The organism is Erysipelothrix enhydrae, assembly GCF_035066605.1.
Lineage (GTDB): Bacteria > Bacillota_I > Bacilli_A > Erysipelotrichales > Erysipelotrichaceae > Erysipelothrix > Erysipelothrix amsterdamensis.
This window is the reverse complement of the sequence record NZ_CP125807.1, coordinates 832328-857752: the sequence shown is the minus strand read 5'-3', so window position 1 is coordinate 857752 and position 25425 is coordinate 832328. Positions and strand designations below refer to the sequence as shown.

General features: G+C 36.4%; 25 protein-coding genes and 1 other annotated feature (1 of these 26 running past the window's edge). Of the genes, 7 read left to right on the top strand and 18 right to left on the bottom strand.

Annotation, left to right across the window (positions count from 1 at the left end):
* Nucleotides 1-38: a binding site (T-box leader), on the bottom strand (it extends 168 nt beyond the left edge of the window).
* Between the two features lie 58 nt (nt 39-96).
* From LLS04_RS04230 to LLS04_RS04215, 4 genes are read right to left on the bottom strand one after another with little or no spacing between them, the layout of a single operon-like run.
* A complete protein-coding gene (locus LLS04_RS04230; RefSeq protein ID WP_003775807.1) occupies nt 97-231 on the bottom strand; it encodes a hypothetical protein in 135 nt (44 codons plus the stop codon).
* Nucleotides 232-240: 9 nt separating this feature from the next.
* Nucleotides 241-639, bottom strand: coding sequence for a restriction endonuclease (locus LLS04_RS04225; RefSeq protein ID WP_323612115.1), 399 nt, complete (start codon nt 637-639; stop codon nt 241-243).
* Between the two features lie 18 nt (nt 640-657).
* Nucleotides 658-1272: a pentapeptide repeat-containing protein gene (locus tag LLS04_RS04220; protein WP_003775809.1), complete on the bottom strand. Its 615-nt coding sequence runs from the start codon at nt 1270-1272 to the stop codon at nt 658-660.
* On the bottom strand, nt 1269-2072 hold the full coding sequence (locus tag LLS04_RS04215; protein ID WP_323612114.1) for a putative RNA methyltransferase: 804 nt from the start codon (nt 2070-2072) through the stop codon (nt 1269-1271). The genes LLS04_RS04220 and LLS04_RS04215 overlap by 4 nt, the downstream gene beginning before the upstream one ends.
* A 140-nt stretch (nt 2073-2212) precedes the next feature.
* Between LLS04_RS04215 and LLS04_RS04210 the strand changes: the two genes are divergently transcribed.
* Nucleotides 2213-2770: a thioredoxin gene (locus LLS04_RS04210; RefSeq protein ID WP_323612113.1), complete on the top strand. Its 558-nt coding sequence runs from the start codon at nt 2213-2215 to the stop codon at nt 2768-2770.
* Nucleotides 2771-2854: 84 nt separating this feature from the next.
* Here the strand turns inward: LLS04_RS04210 and LLS04_RS04205 are convergent, their stop codons facing one another.
* Nucleotides 2855-3520: a peroxiredoxin gene (locus LLS04_RS04205; RefSeq protein ID WP_003775812.1), complete on the bottom strand. Its 666-nt coding sequence runs from the start codon at nt 3518-3520 to the stop codon at nt 2855-2857.
* A gap of 138 nt (nt 3521-3658) precedes the next feature.
* Here LLS04_RS04205 and LLS04_RS04200 point away from each other — a divergent pair, with 138 nt between their 5' ends.
* Entirely contained in the window at nt 3659-4216 is a 558-nt protein-coding gene (locus LLS04_RS04200) for a TetR/AcrR family transcriptional regulator (RefSeq protein ID WP_013852509.1), read from the top strand.
* Between the two features lie 37 nt (nt 4217-4253).
* On the opposite strand, the gene LLS04_RS04195 is transcribed toward LLS04_RS04200, so the two are convergent.
* Both LLS04_RS04195 and LLS04_RS04190 read right to left on the bottom strand, forming a co-directional pair.
* Nucleotides 4254-5255 carry a ketopantoate reductase family protein gene (locus LLS04_RS04195; protein WP_323612112.1) on the bottom strand — a complete coding sequence of 334 codons (1002 nt, stop codon included), beginning with the start codon at nt 5253-5255 and terminating at the stop codon, nt 4254-4256.
* A 62-nt stretch (nt 5256-5317) separates the two neighbouring features.
* Entirely contained in the window at nt 5318-5959 is a 642-nt protein-coding gene (locus LLS04_RS04190) for a LytR/AlgR family response regulator transcription factor (protein ID WP_323612111.1), read from the bottom strand.
* Nucleotides 5960-6135: 176 nt separating this feature from the next.
* Between LLS04_RS04190 and LLS04_RS04185 the strand changes: the two genes are divergently transcribed.
* The 3 genes from LLS04_RS04185 (at nt 6136) to LLS04_RS04175 (ending at nt 8860) form a co-directional block, all read left to right on the top strand.
* The gene (locus LLS04_RS04185) at nt 6136-6582 is read left to right on the top strand and encodes a CopY/TcrY family copper transport repressor (RefSeq protein WP_323612109.1); all 447 of its coding nucleotides are present in this window, start codon (nt 6136-6138) and stop codon (nt 6580-6582) included.
* A gap of 81 nt (nt 6583-6663) precedes the next feature.
* On the top strand, nt 6664-8436 hold the full coding sequence (locus LLS04_RS04180) for a glycerophosphodiester phosphodiesterase (protein WP_323612107.1): 1773 nt from the start codon (nt 6664-6666) through the stop codon (nt 8434-8436).
* 148 nt (nt 8437-8584) lie between these two features.
* Complete coding sequence (locus LLS04_RS04175) at nt 8585-8860, top strand: hypothetical protein (protein WP_323612106.1); 276 nt, start codon at nt 8585-8587, stop codon at nt 8858-8860.
* Nucleotides 8861-8869: 9 nt separating this feature from the next.
* On the opposite strand, the gene LLS04_RS04170 is transcribed toward LLS04_RS04175, so the two are convergent.
* The 4 genes from LLS04_RS04170 to LLS04_RS04155 form a co-directional block, all read right to left on the bottom strand.
* Complete coding sequence (locus LLS04_RS04170) at nt 8870-9370, bottom strand: HNH endonuclease (protein ID WP_323612105.1); 501 nt, start codon at nt 9368-9370, stop codon at nt 8870-8872.
* Between the two features lie 35 nt (nt 9371-9405).
* A complete protein-coding gene (locus LLS04_RS04165) occupies nt 9406-9795 on the bottom strand; it encodes a pyrophosphohydrolase domain-containing protein (RefSeq protein ID WP_323612104.1) in 390 nt (129 codons plus the stop codon).
* Between the two features lie 86 nt (nt 9796-9881).
* Nucleotides 9882-11957, bottom strand: coding sequence for a PT domain-containing protein (locus LLS04_RS04160; RefSeq protein WP_323612103.1), 2076 nt, complete (start codon nt 11955-11957; stop codon nt 9882-9884).
* A gap of 117 nt (nt 11958-12074) precedes the next feature.
* Entirely contained in the window at nt 12075-14441 is a 2367-nt protein-coding gene (locus LLS04_RS04155; RefSeq protein WP_323612102.1) for an alpha-1,3-galactosidase-related protein, read from the bottom strand.
* 256 nt (nt 14442-14697) lie between these two features.
* On the opposite strand from LLS04_RS04155, the gene LLS04_RS04150 reads away from it, so the two are divergent.
* Nucleotides 14698-16029 (top strand): FAD-dependent oxidoreductase, encoded by a 1332-nt coding sequence (locus tag LLS04_RS04150; RefSeq protein ID WP_323612101.1) that lies wholly within the window; start codon nt 14698-14700, stop codon nt 16027-16029.
* Between the two features lie 49 nt (nt 16030-16078).
* On the opposite strand, the gene rlmD is transcribed toward LLS04_RS04150, so the two are convergent.
* Complete coding sequence (rlmD, locus tag LLS04_RS04145; protein WP_323612100.1) at nt 16079-17443, bottom strand: 23S rRNA (uracil(1939)-C(5))-methyltransferase RlmD; 1365 nt, start codon at nt 17441-17443, stop codon at nt 16079-16081.
* Nucleotides 17444-17564: 121 nt separating this feature from the next.
* Between rlmD and tpx the strand changes: the two genes are divergently transcribed.
* Nucleotides 17565-18053, top strand: a complete 489-nt coding sequence (tpx, locus tag LLS04_RS04140) for a thiol peroxidase (protein ID WP_323612098.1) — start codon at nt 17565-17567, stop codon at nt 18051-18053.
* A 48-nt stretch (nt 18054-18101) separates the two neighbouring features.
* Here the strand turns inward: tpx and LLS04_RS04135 are convergent, their stop codons facing one another.
* The 6 genes from LLS04_RS04135 to LLS04_RS04110 form a co-directional block, all read right to left on the bottom strand.
* A complete protein-coding gene (locus LLS04_RS04135; RefSeq protein WP_323612096.1) occupies nt 18102-21650 on the bottom strand; it encodes an LPXTG cell wall anchor domain-containing protein in 3549 nt (1182 codons plus the stop codon).
* 301 nt (nt 21651-21951) lie between these two features.
* Entirely contained in the window at nt 21952-22362 is a 411-nt protein-coding gene (locus LLS04_RS04130; RefSeq protein ID WP_323612094.1) for a helix-turn-helix domain-containing protein, read from the bottom strand.
* A gap of 64 nt (nt 22363-22426) precedes the next feature.
* Nucleotides 22427-22990 carry a chromate transporter gene (locus tag LLS04_RS04125; protein ID WP_323612092.1) on the bottom strand — a complete coding sequence of 188 codons (564 nt, stop codon included), beginning with the start codon at nt 22988-22990 and terminating at the stop codon, nt 22427-22429.
* Nucleotides 22987-23547, bottom strand: coding sequence for a chromate transporter (locus LLS04_RS04120; RefSeq protein ID WP_003775838.1), 561 nt, complete (start codon nt 23545-23547; stop codon nt 22987-22989). Before LLS04_RS04120 ends, LLS04_RS04125 begins: the two co-directional genes overlap by 4 nt.
* An 86-nt stretch (nt 23548-23633) precedes the next feature.
* Nucleotides 23634-24740, bottom strand: coding sequence for a glycosyltransferase family 1 protein (locus tag LLS04_RS04115; protein ID WP_323612091.1), 1107 nt, complete (start codon nt 24738-24740; stop codon nt 23634-23636).
* 72 nt (nt 24741-24812) lie between these two features.
* Nucleotides 24813-25355 (bottom strand): NADPH-dependent FMN reductase, encoded by a 543-nt coding sequence (locus LLS04_RS04110; RefSeq protein ID WP_003775841.1) that lies wholly within the window; start codon nt 25353-25355, stop codon nt 24813-24815.
* Nucleotides 25356-25425: the final 70 nt, after the last annotated feature.

The following is a 25425-nucleotide window of genomic DNA, read 5'->3' as shown; positions in this document are numbered from 1 at the left end:
TATTTTAATTTTCTACTATTTCTTATCATCGCTTTCTTAAATAATAGTTGAAACATCACTAAAAGTCAACAAACCAAGTCATTAAAAAGAGGCGTCTTACGCCTCTTCATTTTTAGAGCCTTCTTTAACAATTGCCATAAGAACAATATTGGTTACGATTAATCCCGCCGCCAAAAACATTGATGGTTTACGATTCGCCTTTTTCACAGCTTTATTCACTAATTTCTTCATCAAAGCCTCCTATAAATTTAATCTTGTTTCTAACTTATCCAAGTGATAAACATCCCAGAGATTGATGCGTTTAATGTTTGAGTATTGCTCTGCTTTTTCAATGAACGCACCGTTTGTAACAACTATACCAATTTTTGCTTTATGGAACACTAATGCAGCCGCGAGTTCTGAAATCGGCTCTGTCCCTACTTCTTTAGGATTAAATACGATTTTAAATGCACAACGCATCCCATCTTTTTTTGCAACAACATTGACGCCATGCGCATATTTTGATTCGGGAACTTGAATCGAATCATAACCTAACAACGGCAATAGATCTAAGAAATAATTTATAAATTCTTTTTGATTGCGAACCTCTAAAACATGTTTAGGTGTTCTTGTTTTAAAAAGCGAAGATATAAAACTCATATTTAATACCACCTTTCGTTAATCAATAATAAGACCCAGATAACCAATCAACGCACTCGCTTGATCTGCACGAATGCGCATTCCTTTAATGAGTGATGGTGAATATACAATCGTATCAAATGTACAAGAGGTTAAATCTAAAGCGTTGCAGCGTGTATCGGATAGATTTAAACCCGTTAGCTCGCAATTCTTAAACTTCATATTCTTATACTTTGCCATCATCAACGACGACTCATTAAGTCGACATCCATCAAACAAAACATTCTCAAAACTTGATTGTGATAAATTCATAAAATTCATTAGCGTATCTTTAAAAACGACATCTTTAACTTTGCTGTCATAAATTTCACTGGCCATTAACTTACATGAAAGAAATTCACATCGATAAAGATAACTTTTTTGTAGAGAATGATTGCTTAAGTCACAACGGTCAAACACGACATCTAAAAACTCTGCACGATCACAAGCATCCATCTCAAATTCACATTTACTAAAACAAACTTGTTCACATTTTACTAATGCGTGATCTTGATAAATCAAACATGATTCATACCGTGTATTACGTTTTAATTCCGAAAATAGCACTCGAGCATTGCTCACTACAAACTCTTCGATAAATTGAGGTCTTTTCATAATGTCTCTTTTCTATAAATTGCAAGACCAAACTCTAAGCCCACATTTAGGTGTGAATACTGCGTCAGTCTTTCAATATTTTCTTTAGGTGTACGATGTGCATACGGTGTCATCGCAAAAACATTTAAAATATCCTCTGTCGATGTAATCTCGATAGGTCCTTTAATTTGCATCACATCGAGCAATTGAAATCCCTCATACATTTTCACATCAACATCGTTTGCATAAGGTTTGTCATAAACAATTTCTTTGAGTTCCATCAAATGATTTGCAAGTGGAAATACCTGAATAAAAATGCCATCTTCTTTTAATACCCTTAAGATTTCTTCAATTTTAAATGGCGCAAAAACAGATAAACACCCATCAAAGGTATCGCTCATGATCGGTAAATCAAAGGTACTGCCAACAGCGAGCGTTAAATCGCAATTTCGTCTTGATCCTAAATCAACGGCATTCTTAGAAATATCAACACCATAAATCGTTCGTCTAGGCTTAAGTAACGATTCGGTATACCAACATTCACCACAACCAGCATCCAAGATATGATTGCACGAAAACTGATCAAAGACATATTGAATTTGCTCCAACAACATCGCATAATAACCTTTATCTAAAAAATTTCTTCGTGCCCGAACCATTTGCTTATCATCGCCATGCTGTTTCGTCTTATCTTGCTGTGACATGAGCAAATTTACATAACCACTCTTGGCCCGATCAAACTGATGACCCTTAGAACAAACGTATGAACGACCTTGTTCTTCCAATGCTTGTCCACAATTCGGACATTTAAAATATGTCATATAAATCCCTGCCTTACTTAAATACAATTATACCACACCTAAATCCCTTTTCTAACAACATACTTAACATATACATACGCTATGTTTATCTTGCAATTTTTGAAAATAGTTCTATAATTTAAGAGACTAAGGAGGTCATTATGAAAAAAACATTACTTGTCCTACTCGTTTCAATTTTCGTATTAACCGGTTGCACCTCAAATAATCTCATGAAAGATTATAAAGGTTTCACCAAGAAAGATCACCATTATGTAACAGCTGATTCGGAAACGATTATTAAGAATTTGGAAGATTCTAAAGAAGGCATCTACTACATTGGTTATGCTGACTGTCCATGGTGTGTTGCATTGGTACCTGAAATGGAAACCGTAATAACAGACTTAGAAACAAGCTATAAAGAACAAGGCATTGAAATCAAACCTGAAATCATGATGTTAGATGTTCAAAATTCTGAATATAGTAATAGCGATGACTTGAAAAAACGACTATCTGATTGGGATAAGAAACTTCCAGAGGCACTACGTTCAAATGGATATGTACCCTTTGTTGTTGCGATTGATAAAGATGGAAAAATTCAAACACATCTAGGTACTGTTGATGGTCACAAACCTCCAGTAGCACTAACAGAAACTCAAGTTAAATTCCTGCATTTACGTCTTAAAAATATGTTTGACGGAATCGATGCACACAGAAATTAATAAAATTATTAATATTTAAAAAGTAAAAAACGAATTCCTCTTCTTTAATTAAGAATGGGAATTCGTTTCTTTTATTATAATGACTTATTTAATTGGTTTATGAACAAACCACCAGTCAAGGTATTCTGTATCGCCTTCGTTTGCTTGTGCTTTTCGTTTTTCCGCATCTGCGATTGTTGATGCAGGTGGAACAATACCGTGATCACCGATAAACTCATTATTTGGCCAGTTTTCAGGGATTGCAACACTATATTTATCTGCAGTTTGAAGTGCTTTTGTAGCACGAAGTATCTCATCAATACTACGTCCGACTTCTTGTGGATAATACATTGTTAATCTTAGCACACCTTTATCATCTACAATAAAGACTGCACGAACTGTGTTTGTACCCATTGCAGAGTGAAGCATACCAAGTTGTGATGCTGCACGTCCTAATTCATCCGCAATAATTGGGAATGGAATCTTAACATTTGCATGTTCGTCAATCCATTCGATCCATTTCATATGAGCATGAACACCATCAATTGATAAACCAATTAATTCTGCTCCAATTGCATTAAACTCATCGGCAGCTTTCGCAAATCCAATAAACTCTGTTGTACACACAGGTGTAAAGTCACTTGGGTGACTAAATAGAACGAACCATTTTCCTTCATATGCATCCGGTAAAGTCATTTGACCTTGAGTGGTTTTCACATTTAATGTAGGAAATTTTTCTCCCAACAATGGGAATGTACTGTTGTTTTCCATATATATCCTCCTAGTATAGGGCACTTGCCTTATATATCCATTATAGTGATAATGATTATCATTGTCAATGAAATCTAATGATATTCTAAGCTCATTTATGGTATGCTTGTGTTATATTTACAAGGATTGAGGGAACTTATGCCAAAGATAATACATAATATTGAAGAAGAAATATTTGCGAGTGCAGAACATCTTTTTTATTTACACGACTATGAAGATGTAAGTATGAAGATGATTGCTAAGGAAACAAACATAGCCGTCGGTACGCTTTATAATTATTATCGCGATAAAGCGTCACTATATGCCGCTGTAGTGCATAAAAGTTGGGCTGATACATTTGCTCGTTTAAAAAATTGCATTACGACAGAGGTCGACTTTAACGCAAAATTTCGTAAACGTCTAGAGGTTTTATACTACGACTCCGAAAAAAGACATGGACTTGGAGTTCATTTTAAACGAGTTCGAGGAATGAATGCTGAGAGCTTAGAAGATCTACAAGGTTTTGTTCTTACGAATATTAAAGAAGTCTTTAAAGATATGCCCATTGCGAATCCTTGGGTATTTGATACTGAAATCATCACAAAGTTAATTTATTCATTATTATCTAATCTTTCATTTTTGATTGAAAATTATCCGTTATCAAAACAAGATAACATTGATTTTCTATATCATTCATTAATCGCATTCTTCCAGTAATTTCTAAAAAGACCACATCAGCTGAATGTGGTCTTTTTTAGAAATTGGTAATGTGGTTGTATAAAGATTGATCAATATGTTCCTGTTCTTCAAGTTTCACAAGCATCGCTTGCATATTTTCTGTGAAGTGTGGCATCGGTACACATTGACGTTTTCCTTCTTGATAAACCTCATAACATATATACATTAAATCATCGATGTTATTATGTCTCTTCATTGACTCCCGTGCAATACGACTTGTTTTAAACTTTACTTTCATTCCCCATCCAGAAATTCCTGCAGGAAATTTATACGGTAAAATTTCTTGTTTAAAATGATTCATATTAATCCCTCTTCCACGAGCGATTAACAGTGTTTCTCGTATTGTACGTATACAATGAGCTAATGCCTTACTATTTGTCATGACATACTCAACAGAGGGTCCTGGGAAACTAAGATTTCCATAAAGTGCCACGGTAGAAACAATCGCTGCACTTACGGACATCCTCACCCACATCCATTCCAACATATCATGTGGAATCTCAAATGTTATATCACAACTTTTAAATAGGGACATCATAAGGTTATAGTTTTGAATGCGAGCATGTGATTTCGACTCAATCATAACATATTCATTAACAACTGCTTTAAGAACTCCGTCCTCATCCATTGAGCCACCACCTACAGGATATCCTAAAATATAATTGTAGAAACCCATAATTTCATCCAGGCGCTTATGGTCTTTCCATACTCCAGTGAATAGTAATACGGTTCCATGAATTTTCGCATTTCTTAAACAATCCATTGCTTCCTTTAGATTACCCGATGAGACACTGACAAAAATAAAATCATACTCTTTTTTTGTTGATGGATTAATTTTATAGTCGTAGGAGAGTTCTTTTCCTTTTGGATTAAGTCTTCCATCAAGTAACTTCACATGAACACAATCGACATGTTCTTTTCCTTCACGAAGGAAATGTTCAACATTATGACCGGCACGAGAAAACAAGGAACCATAAAGCGTTCCGATCGTCCCCAGACCAAGAATTAAAATATCCATGAGCTCACGCCTCACTTCCTTTAACTCTATTTTAAACGATTTCTAAATTATTTTCATCTTTCTTATTGTTTTCTTAATCGATTATAGTTTCGATAGAACCGTTGATAGCGTCTCCTTGATATTGGTAAACGCGTACCATCGTTTAAAAAAAGCAAACTCGAAGACACAGCTCTTACATATTTTAAATTGACCATGATACCTCGATAACAGTGTTCAAATGCGAATCGTGATAAAAGTTTTTCCCAAATCGAAAAGATACGATTACTATAAAATCTCCCATTTTTAGTTACTACTGCAATTTTCCTACCTTCTGTTTCTACATAATAAATATCCTCTGCACAGACACGTTGTGATGGTTTTCCATCTATCACAATACAATCTGACCAAGGACGGTGCTCCTGAATTATCGTCAACAAGCATTGATAAAGTTTATTCGGACAAAACGGAATATGGTAAGTATGTTTAAGGACATCATCCACCCTAGGAACATCAAGATACACTACATGTTGATCTAATCCTAAATGTTTCGATTGCGCGAAACAATGATCTGTTATCACAATTTGATAATGTTGATCAACTTTCCGAACAGAATCAGCAACAATTGGTAACAACAAAATCTCACTACATTGCGTCACCACTTTTTTCACAAGTTCTCGATTTTTTTCTGTTTTAATACACATGGCAATAAATATCACTTCGATCACCTCATATCTTTCTCCACAAATTTATCGAATGTATAAACGCTTGTAAATGCAGTTTGCTTAAGTGGTATTTATATGCATAAGTGGTAATTTTAATTAAACTTTTTTTCATACAAAGCCTAATCATTTACCTTGACTTATATCGACTACAAATGTAATCTAATTGTAGAGGTGATTCGATGAAACACACGAAATTGGTATCAGATTCAGAATGGGAAGTATTACGCGTATTGTGGACATTAGATCATGCCACAAGCCGTGAGGTTGCCGACCATTTTAAACACGTTAAAAATTGGGAACCTGCAACAACTAAAACATTGATTAGCCGTTTGGTGAAAAAAGGTTATGTTAAAGCGGATACTGAAGGTAAAGCTTATGTCTACCGTCCTACAATGACTGAGAAACAAGGAACGCAGAGTCGAATCATGGAAGCATTTGATTCAATTTGTGCTCAAGAAGTTGGGAATACGTTGCGAAATATTATAGATCACTATGATCTCTCCCACCAAGATAAGAAAATGTTGTTGGATGTGTTGAGCGATAAAAAATCTGTTGATTCCGTTGACTGTAACTGCGTTGTTTCATGTGGTTGTGATCAAGATAACTGTACTTGCAAGAAAGCGTAACGCGCTTTCTTTTTTTCTTAAGAGAGTCTTAATAGGTTTTAGTAGCAATCTCTCATATAATAGAAGCGAAAGGGGATTTTTATGAAAACATTTAAAATAATTGAGACACTTAAGAAAAGTTTTATTCAAATCAAAGATGACACATTCCGTTATGTACTTATTATTATCCTCGCGGAATCAATGTCGCTACTATTAATTAAGCAGATTGCAGATCGTGTGTTTAAAATTGCACTTTTTAGAGCAAACATCATCGGGATTACAAACGAGAATTTTTGGGAACTATTAGGAAGTCCTACATCACTTGTATTCTTAATTATGAGTGTCCTACTCATCGCGATTTTTATTTTATTTCAACTCACTGTAATTATAAAATTTGCGAATCGTCCCTATGAAAATCGGAAATTGGGAAAAAACGATTTTATTAAACCGCTACGAAAAATTTTTTCGTCGCAAATTTTACTCATATTAGTTTATATATTTTTAATCATGCCTAACGCTAATATCGGCCTCACAACAAATATAACATCCAATGTACACTTACCTCGATTTGTTGTCGATGCTGTTTTAGAAAACCCTGCAGGTTTAATTGCATATACTTCAGCTATTGTGTTAGCCTTTATTTTAAATATTAGGCTTTTCTTCACACCTGTAATCTTCATCACTCGAGATGAACTTAGCTTTATAGAGTCTGCAAAAGAGAGTTGGAACCTTACCAAAAAAAGAAGTTTCAAAATATTTCAACTCGTTACGGTAATTACCTTATTAACGTCTGCGATTACGATTGCGGGAGTTTTCCTTCTTTCGATCCCCATGGCTTTAGTACCCGACACAAAGATTCAGGTTGCGAAAATTACTGGAGCACTTTCTGTATCCATGATTTTCTTTTTTCTAGCATTCACGATTTCGTACTCAAGCATCTTTACCTTACAGGCTATAGTCGTTGCATATCATGAGATTCTGGGCGAAAAACCCTATTTACGGGAGAAAAACTTTGCACCTAAAAAACATCATCTCCTTGTCAATATTGTTATGGTTGTTGTCTTTATTGTATTTGGTGTTAACGTTTACTTGAATACACCCAGCGACGCTTTGACTTCCTCGACCAAAGTCGTATCACACCGTGGTGAATCTGTAAAAGCAATTGAGAACACACTTGAATCGTTACAAATTGCAAGTACATACAAGCCCGACTACGTTGAAATGGATATTCAAATGACACAAGATGGACATCTCATTGTGTTTCACGATAATACGTTAAAACGCCTCAGCAAACAATCTGACAACATTCATCTTCTTACACTTGAGGAAATTCAGAAAGTAACCTTAGTCCACAATGGATACGAAAGTCGAATTCCAACTTTTGATGAATATGTTGCGGAAGCAAAAAAACTTAACCAACCGCTTATGGTTGAACTTAAAACCTCAAAGTATGATCAAGATGACTTTATCGAGAAAATGATCGCCACGCTCGACAGATATGAAATGCGTCCTGTGACCGCGTTTCAATCACTTGATAAAACCGCAATTCTTAAACTTAAAGAATTGTATCCCGATACGTATACTGGTTATATACTTGGCTTAAATATTGGTGGATTAGAACGATTGGATGTCGATTTTTATTCTATCGAAGATTCCTCTATTTCTTCTCGTACATTAAATGATATCGAACGTTACAATAAAGACCTTTTCGTTTGGACTGTAAACGAAGAAGATCGTATGGATTTATACCTAACCATGGAAGTTACTGGAATTATAACTGATCATGTAGAAGCTGCACAAAAAGTTATTGAAGACCTAAAAGCAGCAACACCCTTTGATCGAATTTATAAGGATGTATTATCTTCATTAAAATAAAATTGTGAAAGTCATGCTCCAATCAGCGTTTTCTTAACAAACTCTTTGTTTCTATTCTAAAATCCCTGTTTTTCGTAGAAACTGCTGCTTCAAACCTTTTCAATTTAAGTGAAAATCTATAAACTTATGCCGAGAGGATGTTGTAAGCATGAAAAAAAACTATTTAATTGTATTTCTAATTATTACTAATTTATGTTCTTTAAGCTACATTGGTTGGAAGCAATCACAACCTGTTCCCTACAAATCTGAGTTAAGAGTCTTTGTAGAAGAGATTTCACGGATTACCGGAGAAAGCCTAGATGTGATCAAAGATGAAATACGAACACTTGCGAAAGACAATAATTTAAATAAAATGGAAGCTGCACAAATTCGGCTTCGAGATGCAATTTTGTCGCAAAACGAACATAATCTATTTCAAGAATAAGGACCGCATTTAGCGGTCCTTATTTATTTCATCCATCGTTAATTTTATGGCACCTGCGATCGTCGCAGGATTATTTCGGGGTTGTCCAAAATGGTGGGATACATTCTTCATTTGTTCTTGAAAACATTCTTGAAACAACTTCGAATCGACTAATGTTCGATCCATGATTTCGTTATAAATATATGCGTACTCGCGAAGCCCTTGCTCAAACCAATACACGTGTTCTGAGCTTACGGCATATGCCTTCAGCCAATCCCAAATGATTTGAGGATTACTGATATTGGGATTATCTATATGACAATGCTTGCAAAGCAATACAAAATTCGATGGCGTATCCAATCCGCCTAAAGACTCCGCAAGAATATGACATCGGTCTAAACGTTTTTTTACACCACATCGCCAACAGTGTGTACCCGCTTGTTTCGAAGATACCGTCAAGTTCAGCGCATCGATTTGGGAAGCCCAATAATCCGCAATCTCTTGTTTTGTTGTTTTAATTCGCTTTGTCATTATAACCTCCTACAAAAATAACACAGATATCTGTGTTATTTTTTCATTGCTTCAATCGCATCTTCTAATTTCTTGTGAGGGTCTTCCCAACCCTTAGGTTTAATGGTCTTACCATCTTCATTGTAATGTGGTTTACCATCTTCCCAAAGCTTACTCATATTTGCATGTTGAACAATTTCAAAGAGTGGTTCTGGTTCAATTCCCATCTCTACAAGCGTTCCTAAAGCAAAATAGATTGTATCGATCATCGCATCTGCCTGTTCAACAATATCTTCCGCTTCGATAAATTCATTAATTTCTTCAAGCATCCATGCATAACGTTTCGCTGCGCGATCTGCATCCATCATTACAGGCTCATCTTTTACTGGATGTCCAAATTTCTCGTGAAATTCCTTAACGGCATTAAATTCTTTATTCATTCCCATAATAAACTCCTTTTATATCTGATATTAAGATATGTTGTCTTAATCATATCAAATAAAGTGAGGAAATTCATGTCATAGGCTAACCTTTATCCTCTACGACGATTTATTGTGATAAATACCATTCCTAAGCCAACAAGTAAAATTGATTCGAATTTTGACGGTACACCAGTAAGCGGTAAATAATTTTCCGTTGTAGTATAATTTGATTCTTTGTTTTCGGGTGTATCCGTTGGTTTATCTGTCGGCTTAACCGTTGGCTTATCCGCTGGTTTATCCGTTGGTTTATCCGTTGGTTTGTCCACTTTATGCACTTCAAGATTTTTGAATGCGGCCATTAAGTTAAGATATCCTTCATCGACATCCTCTTGTGTTATGTCCTTTTGATTCAATAATGCCTGTACATTCACTAAGACAACCTCCAGTGCATTCCAACTTTCAGAAGTATAATCACTCTTTACTAATGTCTCTATCAATTCAATCAAACCATTAATTTGATTCAGCTCTAAACTTGCTGGAATATTTATCGCTTCAAATTCTTTATAGACTACCGTGCGATGATCTTCGAATGTAACCTTCATAATTACATCTTGCGAAGGAGTCATTTTACGATTTAGATTTTCGCGGGGAACATTATAAAATGTTGTAGTGATGATCGAATCTCCTGCACTTACCTTTAAATCATTAAGTTGATATTTATGTTTAAAATCAATTTTTTTCGTATCGAGTTGAATTAATTCTTCTCCTAATTCAATTTTCTCTATATTTTTTGTAATTGGAGCATTGCGAAGTATATGTATGACATGCGTATCGATTGTAATCCCATCTTCTGCCAGTGCTTTAACATGATAGCTGGTTACACCGTTAAAAATGTCTAAATGTACGCTTCCCACTTCATCAACAGTTTTAATTATTCCGTGGTCTTCATTCACAACAGTAATATTCTCATTTGGTACATTGGCTTTGATTTTAAGTTCGAGCGTATTCTCACGATCACTATAAATAAACGAGTCATGATGGTTTAAATCAACAGTTCCAAAGGATGCTTCGATATCTTGAAGTTCAACTTCATTCGAATTAACTTTATTGAGATAAACGTGCTTGTTATCAAGTATAATTGAATCACGATTTTCGATCGATACCGCCTGCAATTTCCCGTCCAAATCAATGTAAGATAATTCAAGAAGATCTTCAGGAATTGTGAGAATCATCTGATCTTCAAGTTTTTGATTATGAATTGACGCATACTTTTCGCCGTCTTGAGTTGTATAAGTTTGGTGGATACGATTTGAGAATTTACCACTTGATGCCTCATGGATTACATCAATATCATATGTTTTCCCATCATGTAAGTGAATGATATCTTTATCCACATATTTTATTTGCTCTTGATTTCTTACGAATACATGCGTTTTTCCTTCATAATTCGTTTTAACGCGATACAAGTTTGCCTCTGTATTCAAAATCTCGACGGATTCAAGTTCATACGAATTCGAATCTGGAATTTGTATCTTAAGGGGTTCTACATCGCCACTATCCAAAAGCGACCCGTTATATATTTTAAGATCACTCACTTCAAACCTGCGATTATTTTGTGTATTACCCCATCCTGCAAAGGCTAGTACTGGACTCTCACCGAGATGTTCAATATTTTCAAATGTATGAATGAGTTTAAATGCTCCATCTTTCAAAATATAGGCGTTGATTTTGTTATTGAGGTGCTCCAGTGCAAAAGTTTGTTTGACTGTAAAATTATCCTCAATCGTGTTGGTTGCGGCTTCTTTTCCTTGTCCATGAATCTCTTGTACAAACCCAATTCCATCTGCATGAGCGCGTTTTCCAACTGAAACATAATTATCACGGTCTAAGGACCCATCTTGATTTTGTTTCATAAGCAACATATAACTCGAATCCCAACTGTTTGAAGCACGTAAGGGTAATCCATCCAATGTCGCAACAATCACCCGCTTCCCGTCATTAACGGTGTTTAAATCAATGCCTACAAGATTGGATAAGCGGTTATCTTTCCCCCATAAATCTTGACCATTCTCACGATCGATGGAAAATGATGTCGAATTAAGACTTAGTCCTTTATTTTGATCTTCAACAGAGATTTGTGGATTTAAAACAAGTTGATCTTCAGGATTATCCACAACGAAGTACACAAGTCCTTCTTTCCCTTCATGGCTTATGGATGCTTTCGCAATACCACTTTTCTTAATGTTTGCGATTCCATTTTCAAATGTGATGATCGATTCATCTAAACTTTCAATGTGTAAGTCCTATAGACGAATCGATACGCCATCAATAATAAGGAATTGCGGTTCACTGGAAGGGTTAATCTGTATAATGGGATTCTTCACACTTAGATTATGAGTCTTTGATTCATCAACAGTTATTGACTTAATGTTTGATTTAATGATCGTATCGTTCCAAACGGTATAAGCATAAATATCGGTTTTTCCTGTTTGATGTGCACGAATGATACCATCACCATCCACACTCACAATGTCAGGATGGGTCGATACATAATAGATATCACCCACAGGTTCTGTTGGCTTCTTATTTTCACGTTTCGTTAAGATATTTAAATCTTTATCTTTAATTTCATAATGATGATCTTGCATGCCCTCTATGAGAACATTTTTTTTGAGTCCATCATCATAGGTATTACCTTCTACATGCACATTTTTGCTGTTCTTAAATTCTAATACATTCGCTACAGATCCAGAATTATTCTCTGGACCATTTGGTAATATCCCTAAACCCTCTACTTGATTTCCATTTGCTTCAAGACGAAGTGGATGTTCACTCCCAAGAGCAATTGTTTCATCTCCATCAAGATGGAGTTTAATCTCTGGGTTAAGTCGAAGTACTTTATTATTTATAAATGTTAGGTTCTCAACACTTTCTGCTCGGAGTACCCCATCACTTTCTAAGTAGAATGTATTGTCTTCAATAAGAATGTTTTTATGGATTGGATTCTCCGCGGATGGAAAGTTCCCTCCTTTTGTAACAGGATGGAAGTAAATCGCGGGTGCGTACTTCCACCACGTTCTTCCAAGTGATCGAATTTTAAAGGTATTATTTCGTATTTCCAAATCACGAATAGGACCAGATTCATACCATTCATCCGAGTCATTAGAGAAAAACAAGGTTGGCATGGTCGGTGCATCAAATCGATTGTCTTCAATAATAACTTTCTTTCGCGACGTAACAAGAATCATCCGCGTAAATACATTTTTAAAATCATTATTTTTAATAAGAATTTCCGGTGTGTATGTTATGTTTTCCGCAACATATTTCGGTTGATTTCCAATTTTATCATCCACATAACTTGGAATCGCTTCTTCAAATTCCACAACCATCTTGCGCGGATCATTCGTATTGGGCCCTTGAACACGTTTGACGGTATACTCTTTTTCTGAGTCTTTGGATTCGAGGGTATCACGAGAGTAAAAGACTACCTTATCTCCAGGATAGAATTGTGGAAAACCACCCTGCTGTTTATGAATATAATTTAGTTGTAAGGTTGTGTCGGATATTCTTTTTTCCACACGAGTAAACGTTCCATGAATATTAATAGGATCATCATGGGTATTATTGAAAAATGAATTGGTGATTTCAATTTTTCCTTTTGAACCTGATACATGAATGCCATCGGCATAACTTGAAGTGTTTTTTCCAGTCTCAATATCTGTTTCCATTCTTAAACGATTAAAATAAACATTCTCAGACATCTGGACAAGAAGCCCAAATCCATGCATATATGAAATCTTAACATCCTCAAATGTTACGTCCTTACTCTCCCACACGAGCGCACCGGCTGTACTGCGTTCAGTATTGGATAGCAATTGGTAGTTCATACCCAATACCGGATCGATTTGCGGCTTTGTGTTGTAGGTAAAGCGTAAAAGTCCACTGGGTAAGGTTTCGATGTTTGAGACACCATGAAAAGGGTCTTGGTTCGCATAATAGCTACGTCCCATCATTTCTGTAGGATATTTAACTTGAATTCCATAATTGCGGTGACCATTACGTTCCGTCCAATACGGATTTCCGCTTGAATCCATTTCTGATTTCCATTGGATCGAATTTCCTTGAATTTCATAATTAAAATAGGACGGAATAAAAAAATCGACGGTTTTATTTTCAGTATCGAAATCAAAAACAGTCATTTCGGATGTTGTTGGAACTAAAAAGTCCCATGATAAATTATGTATTTTGATATTTGAAGATTTCACAACACCCAAAGCCATCATATTCCCTTCGAAAAGTATTTGTGACCCTTGACCATTGAGTGTTAGATTATGGTTATCTTCGATTAAAAGTCCAATATGTTTGGTTGGAAAATCAACACTGTCTGTATTGGATGTGTGGATTTCCCGCGTTTGCGCAAACTCTTTGGTTATACGATATGTTCCTGGATCAAACTGAACTTCGACCGGTCCTTCATATTCCTTTGCCTCCTCAAGTGCTTTAGTTACAGCCGGGCCACTTTCTTTCATTCCTGATGCATCCGCACCATAATCATTTACTGAGATGATTTTCATAGAGTTGTCCCCACTAATTTTTGTGATTGGTAACAATGGAATCGCTAGGCTAACTGATAAAAGTGTCATAACCATGCGATATTTACTTTTTTTCATATTCCCCTCCTGTATACGCTTTCATTAATCATTATAGTTAAATCTATGATGACTATCAACTTTAAACAGGTAAACATTAGACGTTAAGGATACTGAAATTTACTAAATACATATCTTTCGTTTAAGTTGTTTTATTTATGTGCGCAAATGATTGGAATTTTTTGTGGAGAATTTGTTATATTTAATATACAAAGTGATTGAAAAGAACCGGGTTTGTTTTCTTGAAACTGGTTCTTCATAAAGAAAGTAGGTCCCCATGAAAAAAGTAAAGAATGTTATTGTTGGTTTTGGAAAAGGCGGTAAAACGCTCGCAAAAAAACTTGCTTCTGAGAAGGAAGAAGTTTTAGTAATTGAAAAATCACCCGAGATGTATGGTGGCACATGCATTAATATTGGATGTATTCCTTCAAAAGCATTAATTCGCGGTAGTGAAACTCACATCCCTTTTACGGATGCAGTCAGTACAAAAGACCAAACAGTTTCCCTTCTTCGAAATAAAAATTATTACATGCTTAACGATAACCCACTCATCACCGTTGTAGATGGAACAGCTCGTTTTGTTTCAAATACAATTCTTGAAGTTGCAAGCGATGCGATGGAAACGTATCATATCGAAGCTGAACGGATTTTTATTAATACAGGATCTGTTCCCGTTCCCCCTCCATCACAAATGCTTCAAAACAGTTCGTATCTCATCGATTCAACGCAAGCGATGAGCCTAAATGCGCTTCCTTCAGATTTGGTTATTATTGGAGCTGGATATATTGGTTTAGAATTTGCTTCAATGTTTAAAGCTTATGGGGCAAATGTGACCATTCTCGATGAAAAAGAGGTTTTCCTTCCACGTGAAGATCGCGATATCGCAAATACGATTTATGATACGCTTACAGATATGGGAATTTCGATTAATATGGGCGTAACGATTAGCGCTGTGGATGATTACCAAGACCATGCTTTGGTAACTTATATTACACAAGATGAACTACACAGTATCAGAGCCTCTAAAATCCTTGGTGCAATCGGGCGTAAGCCAAACACTGATGATTTAGGTCTCGAACATACGGATATCAAACGTGATCAACGTGGGGCAATTATCGTTGATGCACACCTTAAAACAACTGCACCCAATATTTGGGCCTTAGGTGATGTGAAAGGTGGACAACAGTTTACTTATATTTCACTTGATGATTTCCGCATTGTGGAAGATGATCTCTTTGGCGATCATCAGCGCACAACTGAAAATCGAACGACTGTACCCTATACCCTGTTTATCACACCACCACTTTCAAGAGTTGGGCTTACTGAACAACAAGCTCTCGAACAAAACATCGATTACCAGGTGTTTAAACAACCTCTAAGCGCCATCCCGAAAGCACATGTGAGTGGTAATACAAAAGGGCTCTTTAAAATCCTAATTGACCGTTCCACAAATCAAATCATTGGTGCTTCTCTCTTTGGGATTGAATCCCATGAAATGATTAACTTAATAACACTTGCCATGGATTTAAAACTCGATTACCGTGTCTTGCGTGATCGTATTTATACACATCCTACAATCACTGAGTCCTTAAATGATATCTTGAAATAAAAAAAAGAGTGAGACGCTCGAATTTGCGTCTCACTCTTTTTCTTCGCTACTATTTGATGAGCAATACAATTGTTTCCACATGTGTCGTTTGAGGGAACATGTCTACAGGTTGTACCTTTTCAACACGATAACCACCATCTATGAACGATCTTAAATCTTTCGCAAGAGATATTGGATTACAACTTACATAGACAATGCGACGAGGTTTTGAAGCAATTGCGGCATCAATAAATAAAGGATCAAGACCTTTACGCGGTGGGTCCACCACCAATACATCAATTTCAATGCCTTCTTTAACCCACGTTGGCATAATTTTTTCAGCTTCACCCACTTCAAATTGCACGTTTTCAATGTGATTTAATTTCGCATTTTCCTCCGCCATAATAATTGCGTCTTCCACAATCTCAACACCATAAACAAACTTCGCTTTGTCTGCTAGGTTTAAGGTAATCGAACCAATCCCACAATATGCATCAACAACAACATCATCGCTTGTAACCTCTGCCATTTCAATAGCTTGTTGGTAAAGGACTTCCGTTTGTTTTGTATTAATTTGGAAGAAAGACTTCGAAGAAATCTTAAATGTTTTCCCTAAAAGTTGATCATGATATAGATCTTCTCCAAAAAGAACTTTTTGTTTGCTTCCCAAAATTACATTTGTTTGTTTGGTATTAATATTTTGAACGATACTTACCGTTTTGGGTAAAGCTTCTACGATCGAATTCACAATGTCTTTTTCAAAAGGAAGTTCCGTACCATTTGTAACCAAAACAACCATTAATTCTTCAGTGTAGTGTCCTTGTCGGACCATAATATTTCGAATTAACCCTGTGTGATTTGCTTCCTGATAAGCCTCAATCTTAAAATGACGAAGTAAATCACGAATAACCAAGATTGCTTTATCCAATGCTTCTTCTTGAATATAGAAATTTTCAACCGGAATCAGTTCATGCGTTCCCCGTTTAAAAAATCCCGTTTCTACTACGCCCTTAACGGATTGTACCGGTATGGTTGCTTTATTACGGTAGTGCCATGGATTTTCCATTCCAAGTGTTGGTAGGACTGGAACACCTTCAAGATCAATCACACGTCCTAAGGTTGCTTTAACTTGATTCTGTTTATACTCACATTGAAGATCATATGCCATGTGTTGAAGCGGCATGGTACCAATGCGTGTTCCAACTTTATCAACCAATGCTACACGTTTGGGTGATGGATTTTCAATGCTTATAATACGACCATAAGCATAGCGTTTGGTCACTTTTGTGACAGAGATTGTTACGGTTTCACCCGGTATTGAATTTTCCACAAAGATTGGAAAACCATCTTTCTTAACCACACCAAACCCTTCAAATGTAAGGTCCAGTACCTCAAGTGTTAATTGTTCATTTTTTATTACGGGTATTTTCTTCATATCCATCACCTTTTTCTTCCTTTAAGAATAGCATAAATTAGGACCATTGGCACAACTTTAAGCATACAAGATGCAAGCAACACGCTTTAATTCTATAATAGATATAAGGAGCGTGATTGATATGGAAATTACAAAAAAAGGAGTTCCAACTTCTTTAGCAGGGTCTCTTCCTGTTATTGGACAAAAAGCACCGGCATTTAAACTTAAGAATTTAGAGGATGTTTATGTAGGTACGGAAACACTTGCAGGAAAAGTTGTCTTACTTAGTGTCTTCCCCGACATCAACACGCGTATCTGTGATTTACAGACGCGTCATTTCTTCCAAGTTGCAAGTGAGCTTGAAGATGTAACAATTGTGAATATTTCTAATAATACTAAAGAAGAGTTTGCATCATGGTGTGCAACCAATGGCATTGATAGTGAAATGCTACGAGATGAAGATCATTCATTTGCAGACGCTTATGGTATTTGGATTCCTGAATTTGAAGTACTTGCACGATCGATATTTGTGATCGACCAAGCCGGTGTTCTTGTTTACTCAGAAATAGTTCCCGAAATGGCACAAGAACCGAATTACGAAGCAGCACTCGCTGCCGCAAAAAACATCTAATTTTTAAAAGAAAAACGAACATGTTGATTCATGTTCGTTTTTTTTACTTTATTTTTTCTTTTTTGAGAACCAGTAGAAGACACCTCCAATGAGGACGACTCCAATTCCCACATAAATTGCAGTTTGAGTTGGTGTAACACCCGTTCCAGGTAATTTACCACCAGGTTTTTCTGCTTCTTTTTCTAAGATTGTTATTGGTAGTTCTGTTTTCTCACCTTTTTTATTTGTATACGTGATGGTTGTGGTACCTGCTTTTAATGCGGTAAAGGTTGCAGGACTATTGAAGGTTGCGGAGAAGAATACATCATCATATACCCATCCTTCACCTTTTTCTTGGTCATCACTACTTGGTGTTAAAACGAAAACATCGCCGACACGAACTTTATCCGGTAATCCTGTAAGTTTTAAAGTAACCTTAGGATCAGGTTTTGGTTCTGGTTTTGGTTCTGGTTTTGGTTCTGGCTCCGGTGCTTTAACATCAATGTTCATCGTATCGCCTAAATATTTTGTGAATATTCCATTGGTCACATAGCGATAATCATCTTTTTGATGTGCTTTGTTTGTAATCGAGTTTGCGAAGATTAAAAGGTCATGTGTATCATTTTTTAGTTCAATGGCCTGAATTGAATTTTTATATGTATCAATGTGTTCTTGCGACATAAAGCCTTCAATTGGTTCTTCATCGGTTGTTTTAATGAGTACTTTTGATCCTTCTGGTGCTTTAACGATGCTGTTTCCACCGTGACCATACATAATATAATCGTTATCTTGAGCATATTTCGATGTTATGTAACTGGATTCTGGATACGTAACTGTTGTGAGTGCATCATAACTCATGTCGTAATTTGCTTCGATATCCAAGCCCATTTTCTCAAGTGAATCGAGCGCATATCCCCCATATCCAATGTAGGATTTTCCGGAATTTACGGCATTACGTTCATCCTCACGTAATGAACGATTCCCAATCACAATATCTGCTTCATCAAGATCTCGTGTTAAGTCAAAACCAAGTTCTTGTCCCCAAACATAATAATCCCAGTTGAGGTTTGTATTAAGACGATTGGTGTAATTTGTATGACCGTAAGGCTCACCCGTATCTTTTTTCACTGCATATGTTGGTGCAGCACCTGGTACATAAAGTTTTGCGGATTTTGTGATAACTTGAGCCTTAGGCATAGCATTGGTTCGTGTTGCTTGAAGTACATAAGAATCTTCTATCAGATTAAATGTTGCATCAGACATTACAAAGTCTCCATTATGATCACCTGATGTTATAAATCCAACTGCTTCTTCAGACTTGAGCAGCTCATTGATTGCTTGTATCGAAGCGACGCTGTTATTAGAGAGAATCACAATTTCACCCTTACCATCAACATGCGTTGTGGTTTCAGGTGCTGCATCAAGCCATGAAAACTCTGCGCTTTCAAATGCACCAACTTGGGTGATCACATCCATATCAAAACCACGTAATTCCGAAAACGCAGTAAGTGGTTCTGAATAAAGGTCAGTCCAATTTTTAATGACAATGTTATTGTAGAGGGCAGCATTGGCCATGTTTCGTTTTGCTTGATGCAAATCAACAAGCATGGTTCCTTTAGGATACTTGGTTCCCTTAACTTCTACTTCATTGCCTAGCACTTTTACCTTAACATCATTACGTAATAAATATTCCATCATTTCAGTTGCAGCATGCAAGTTTTTTTGCATGGATGGTTCCATTGGAATTACATAATACTCTGGGAAGAAATTATTATTTTCTTCATAACGTGCACGGAAGATATCTGCTTCTGCGCCTTTTTCATCTTGTTGGTTTACGTAGTATGGACGAATTTCGTCCGCATCAATATTTTTATGACCACGATCCCAACCTTTAAGTTGATTTGTATAGAATTCTTTCTTATGCATTCCCACATAACGACCGTTGTTTAATAACGCATACTTAACAGCTTGGGTTGCATCTTCATTTCCATACGGTACTTCAACGGTATAAGCTACCACACCATGTAACATTGAATATTGTGGAGTATAACTTGAAGACATATCGTCAAACGGTTCCCATTCATAACCACCTTTATCGCTTGCTTTTAAATAATCACGCATCGGCATTTGGAAACTGTTAATTGATTTATTATTTGTTATGGCAACACCGCCAAATTCCTCTCCTTGAGCCAGTGCATTTTCAATAAAAAGATCATACTCCACATTCGGCTCATGTGTTGGTGAGCAAGGCTCAATTTGGAATTGGTTATAGAAACCATGAATTTCATAAAGATTCACAGGGTTCCACGTCGAAATAAGACGCGCCATTGCTTGGGTTTCAGGTTGTGTTTGATATGTATTATCACGGTTTAGGTCAAACCCATTACCATTGGTACGGACATTTGTTGCGGCCGCATCCGCATTCTCAGCAGGTACGACGATGAAGAAGACATCCTCAAGCATCGTTTTAATGTTTAAGTCTACTTGCTCCATTTCATAGAATTTCGCAAGTTGTTCTTCACTTAAATTTGCGGCTGCATCAGTACTGTCTGGGTGTTCTTCACTTTGAACGCCATCCCGGATATAACCCACACCGGTGACATCATTCTCAATGAGTTCAGACCACTTAATACCTCTGCTCGCTTTTTCCGCTTCGACTTGTGCTTTCCCTTCAGAAGTTAATCCATTAATACGACGGTATTCAACACTTCCATCAGCATTTTCAATCATTACCGATAAAAACTCCATAATTGCATCGATTCCCGGATTTTCATCGGAGTGAATGTTATTGTAGAGAATCGGAACTTTATAATCAATGGCTCCGGATTCAATATCTTGAATCACTGATTGTGGATCTGCTTCGGCGCGTTCATTTAACGCAATATGATTTGAAAGCGTCTCAGCCGTATCCGCAATAAAGATTGCATTCATAGGTCTTCCCATTGCAGTTTGGCCAAATTCACGTACTTCCGCGTGAATTCCTTTTGATAAAGCTAAGGCCGCAAGGTCTGCCAGTCGTTGATCGATTTCACTATAAAGTGTGTAACTGTTATACGGTTTAAATAAAACAGGAGTGGTCGCTAAGACTTGGTCGCCCTCTACCAGTTTTAAGTCATAAGTCCCTGTGTAATCTAGGAGTGCATTTCGGATTAATGGTCGTTCACGTCCATCTATTCCATTCACACCAAACATTAACACATTCTTAAACGTTAACTGTAGTCCTCCTGGAATTACCTCTGTTTTAATATCCTTGAATAAAGGATCTCCCGTAGTGGTAAATTTAGTTGTAAAGACTGTCCATTCATCTAAGGGAGCTCCCAAATATTGATATGGAAAATCTTCTTCATTTTGGCCCCCTTCTTCCCGTGTCAAAGTCCATGACGCAGTTTCAGCCAATGTTTTAAGCTCCTCTGGTGTTTTCCCCTCAAACATTACTGTAGCTTTATATTCCTTTGACTCGGTCATCGAAATAACTTCAGACTCACCTGTAGTATTTACAAAATCAATTACGGGTTGAGTATCACTATAAATTGGTCGTGCATGACTAAATACAAGTCCAATCGACAGTACAAATATGGTTAAGCATTTTAGGATTCTATGTTCATTTCTTTTGTCCATTTTTTTCTCCTCATTGTTTTTATAAAAAAATATACGAACATCCAACACTTAAACCTCTGCAATCCCCCTTTCTTTTTCTATTAAATTTGTGAGCCTATTAACTCACGCTAAGCATATTGTAATCAATTATATTTACGGTTGTAGGACATTTACAAAGACTTTTTATGTATAAACTGATGCAGTTTTAAATGTGCTTTCTTCCTAAAAAGCAAGATACCAAAGCCTTCACACCTAAATACTCACACTTTCTTGAATTTCGTGCAATTTTGTCATAAAAAACAAAAAAAATGATCGTTGCCAATCATTTTTTAATTTTAATATTGTTTAAGCCCCATTCGATATATTCACAAACTTCTTCGGTAAAAGCCGATACAAGAATACATCCCATAAATATAAAAACCATTCCTGGAACATCATTCCAAAAAAAGATCGCAATCATCATTAAGATTTGAGTTCCTATCAACAACACTTCTTCGAAACGAGCCTTATCAATAACCAATGCCTTTGCATACTCCCTATCCGACTTTAGTAAATCATCAACAGGTACACCATAAAACTCTGATATCTGTATCAACATAATCGCATCGGGATACCGTTTGCCTTGTTCCCAATTTGAAACGGCTTGTCGTGATACGTTTAAAGACTGTGCGACCATTTCCTGAGTAAGAGATTTCTCCTCTCGTAATCGTTTTAAATTATCACTAAGTTTCATAAAGCCTCCTAATAGTCAAAGCCTATCAAACGGCTCCTCAAACGTAAAGACACATCTTGTTGCATCATAGTTTTTCAAGAAGCATCACACCAATTCCTAGAATCCCTGTTAAAATAATTATCTTCGTCGGATCCAGCTTAAATTTTTGTAAACCGATGATTGCAATCACGAACAAAAAACCATTTGAAACATCAAATTGACTAAAGGCAATCGCACCTTCACCAAAAAACGCTGTAATAAGGATTGTAAGCCCCGCTGAAGCAATTAAAGCTACCACCGTAGGTCTTAGTCCATCCAGGACATTTTGAATGATGGTGACGTCACTAAATTTGTAATAAATCGTTGCAAGAAACAGTACAATCACAATCGATGGAAAAATATTACCCAATGTTGCGGCAACAGCACCCGGAATACCCGCAACCCTTAGCCCCACAAATGTAGCTGCATTCAAAGCAATCGGTCCAGGGGTCATTTGCGAAATTGTAATTAAATCAGTAAACTCAGTCATCGTAAGCCAACCATGACCTACAACGACTTGACTTTGAATTGGCGCAAGGGCAGCATAACCACCACCAAAACTTACAAGTCCAATTTGCATAAAAGAAATAAAAAGTTCCCAAAGAATCATTGCGATACCTCCGAAGTACTACCTTGATGCAAGGCTCCTATAAAACCTGCAGCAATAATAATATAAAGCACGTTAATTTTTAAGAAATACGCTGCAATAAAAGACGTAACCATTATAACAACGGGCAATGTACGCTTAAGTTTAAATACTTGACGCGCCATCGACATCACAACATCCACAATGACTGCTGCAACACCCGCTTGCATACCGTGTAACGCAGCATTCACAAACACATTCGCTTTAAACTCTGCATAAAACTGAGAAATTATTGTAAGTAAAATTAACGGCGGTAAGATTGTACCGAGAATGGAAAACATAGCACCTATGATTCCGTCGATTTTATATCCCACTAAGATTGATGCATTCACCGCTAAAGACCCCGGTGACGATTGTGCAATCGCCATCAGGTCCATCATCTCTTCTTCCTCAATCCATTCTAATTCTTCCACAAACTTAGTCCGCATCAACGGAATGATGACATATCCGCCACCAAACGTAAATGCACTTAAATGAAACGATGATTTAAACAACTTCCAATAAACCTCTGATTTTTTCATAATCCACGACCTTCCACTGTTTACTATTTTATCGTGTATCTTTTCAAGATTGCAAATGCGACAAAAAAAGAGCGTATGTCACACTCTTATTTCTTAACTAAATTTAGATAAATCTGTTCTAGTTTTTTTACGTTTATTTTTTCATCAAATCCTTTTTCAATCAATTGTTCCCGGGTACTTCGACGCTCATAGTCTAAATGCCCAACAATGTAATCCGACCACTCATGGGGATTATCGATTGGTAGAAAGTGAAAGTTATCGGTCAAAGCACTTTGACGATCGATCGTATCGGATGCAAAGCATAAAAGTCCTGCAGCTTGCGCCTCTACTAATACATAAGGTAAGCCTTCGAAAACAGAAGGTAGCATAAAGACATCGAGAACCTGCAATACATCCGGAATGTCATCCCTTAACCCAAGAAACTTAACGTGATCTTCGATTCCAAGATTTTTAACTTGATTCTTCACATCATCAAGCAACTCTCCTTCACCTGCTAGCGCTAAAATCGCATTGGGTTTTGTTTTTAAAATTTCCGCAAAAACTTCGATTAGGAACTTATGATTTTTTTGAAAATTAAACCGTCCGATATGACCAAATACCAATTGATCATCCAACTTTAATTCTTTACGCAATCGTTTGCGTGTTACTTCATTATATTCGTATTGTTCAAGATCAATACCGTTATTCATGATTGTATAATCATGGTCTGGATAAAGAAAATCTCCTGCTTCTTTTGAACACGCTAAAAGCACATCCGCATAATCAGGAATTTTCTTCATTAATTGATCTTTATATTTAATCAGCAAGACATTGTCAACAAAATGACGACTCCCATGAGAATGAGAAATCATATATGGAATCCCTATTTTTCGAGCAGATCGAAACAACAATGGATTCAATGCATTCATATGACTGTGAATAATATCATATTGCTCTTTTTCGAGCATTTTTAGAATTGTTTTACGTGAAGGATAATTACCAAAAAATTCTTGTGGTGTTAAAGGAATTCTAAAAATCTTTCCACCCTTTGTTATGACTTCTTTATCATAATGGCCTTCCTTGCATCCAAAAACAAGAAAATCAATATGTACCTTGTTTGGATTAACATTTCTAAACACACTCATCATATACGCTTCAGTACCTGCTTTTTCAAGCGTACCACCATGGGCAAATAATACTTTAATTGGTTTCATAGACACCTCGAAAATAATCGTATCATTTAAAAATTACGATTGCAATGACCATAAAATACCACTCAACCGTTATTATTTTACTTGATTATAATATTCTATAAATTGATTCATGACACCATCAATAAACGTTACAGTACCCTCATCAATTAACATCCCTGATTCATCGAATTTCGTATGAACTGCACCAATAAGAATATCATTCCCCGGTAAGAGCCACATTGGCATTGTATCAAGTACTGTATAAAGGTTTAAGTACCCACGCGCTCCGGCCGTTTGTCCCATTGAACAGGACGCAATTAAACCTGGTTTATTTTTAAGTCCTGGTTGGGTACGGCTTGCCCAATCAATAGCATTCTTCAAAACACCTGATAATCCATGATTATACTCTGGAGTAATCATAAATACTGCATCAGCATCATGAATTTTTTGATTCATAACCTTTACCTTTTCCGGTGTATCTGTTGGATTATCCAAATCTCCGTTGTAGTTTGGAACATCAATATCTAAAATTTCAATTTCTAACTGATCGGCATACCGTTTTTGGATATGTTTTCCCAGCATCATATTGTAAGAACCTTTACGTAAACTTCCAACCATCATCACAATTTTAATCATCGTATTCGCTCCTTTTTATTTATAGTATACGTGATTTTAAGGCTGCGTATTTGAAAACTGTATTAAATGT

Excerpts from the sequence above, each read along its gene's own strand:
- LLS04_RS04230 (WP_003775807.1), bottom strand. The coding sequence starts at position 231 with ATGAAGAAATTAGTGAATAAAGCTGTGAAAAAGGCGAATCGTAAACCA.
- LLS04_RS04225 (WP_323612115.1), bottom strand. The coding sequence starts at position 639 with ATGAGTTTTATATCTTCGCTTTTTAAAACAAGAACACCTAAACATGTT.
- LLS04_RS04220 (WP_003775809.1), bottom strand. The coding sequence starts at position 1,272 with ATGAAAAGACCTCAATTTATCGAAGAGTTTGTAGTGAGCAATGCTCGA.
- LLS04_RS04215 (WP_323612114.1), bottom strand. The coding sequence starts at position 2,072 with ATGACATATTTTAAATGTCCGAATTGTGGACAAGCATTGGAAGAACAA.
- LLS04_RS04210 (WP_323612113.1), top strand. The coding sequence starts at position 2,213 with ATGAAAAAAACATTACTTGTCCTACTCGTTTCAATTTTCGTATTAACC.
- LLS04_RS04205 (WP_003775812.1), bottom strand. The coding sequence starts at position 3,520 with ATGGAAAACAACAGTACATTCCCATTGTTGGGAGAAAAATTTCCTACA.
- LLS04_RS04200 (WP_013852509.1), top strand. The coding sequence starts at position 3,659 with ATGCCAAAGATAATACATAATATTGAAGAAGAAATATTTGCGAGTGCA.
- LLS04_RS04195 (WP_323612112.1), bottom strand. The coding sequence starts at position 5,255 with ATGGATATTTTAATTCTTGGTCTGGGGACGATCGGAACGCTTTATGGT.
- LLS04_RS04185 (WP_323612109.1), top strand. The coding sequence starts at position 6,136 with ATGAAACACACGAAATTGGTATCAGATTCAGAATGGGAAGTATTACGC.
- LLS04_RS04180 (WP_323612107.1), top strand. The coding sequence starts at position 6,664 with ATGAAAACATTTAAAATAATTGAGACACTTAAGAAAAGTTTTATTCAA.
- LLS04_RS04175 (WP_323612106.1), top strand. The coding sequence starts at position 8,585 with ATGAAAAAAAACTATTTAATTGTATTTCTAATTATTACTAATTTATGT.
- LLS04_RS04170 (WP_323612105.1), bottom strand. The coding sequence starts at position 9,370 with ATGACAAAGCGAATTAAAACAACAAAACAAGAGATTGCGGATTATTGG.
- LLS04_RS04165 (WP_323612104.1), bottom strand. The coding sequence starts at position 9,795 with ATGGGAATGAATAAAGAATTTAATGCCGTTAAGGAATTTCACGAGAAA.
- LLS04_RS04155 (WP_323612102.1), bottom strand. The coding sequence starts at position 14,441 with ATGAAAAAAAGTAAATATCGCATGGTTATGACACTTTTATCAGTTAGC.
- LLS04_RS04150 (WP_323612101.1), top strand. The coding sequence starts at position 14,698 with ATGAAAAAAGTAAAGAATGTTATTGTTGGTTTTGGAAAAGGCGGTAAA.
- rlmD (WP_323612100.1), bottom strand. The coding sequence starts at position 17,443 with ATGAAGAAAATACCCGTAATAAAAAATGAACAATTAACACTTGAGGTA.
- tpx (WP_323612098.1), top strand. The coding sequence starts at position 17,565 with ATGGAAATTACAAAAAAAGGAGTTCCAACTTCTTTAGCAGGGTCTCTT.
- LLS04_RS04135 (WP_323612096.1), bottom strand. The coding sequence starts at position 21,650 with ATGGACAAAAGAAATGAACATAGAATCCTAAAATGCTTAACCATATTT.
- LLS04_RS04130 (WP_323612094.1), bottom strand. The coding sequence starts at position 22,362 with ATGAAACTTAGTGATAATTTAAAACGATTACGAGAGGAGAAATCTCTT.
- LLS04_RS04125 (WP_323612092.1), bottom strand. The coding sequence starts at position 22,990 with ATGATTCTTTGGGAACTTTTTATTTCTTTTATGCAAATTGGACTTGTA.
- LLS04_RS04120 (WP_003775838.1), bottom strand. The coding sequence starts at position 23,547 with ATGAAAAAATCAGAGGTTTATTGGAAGTTGTTTAAATCATCGTTTCAT.
- LLS04_RS04115 (WP_323612091.1), bottom strand. The coding sequence starts at position 24,740 with ATGAAACCAATTAAAGTATTATTTGCCCATGGTGGTACGCTTGAAAAA.
- LLS04_RS04110 (WP_003775841.1), bottom strand. The coding sequence starts at position 25,355 with ATGATTAAAATTGTGATGATGGTTGGAAGTTTACGTAAAGGTTCTTAC.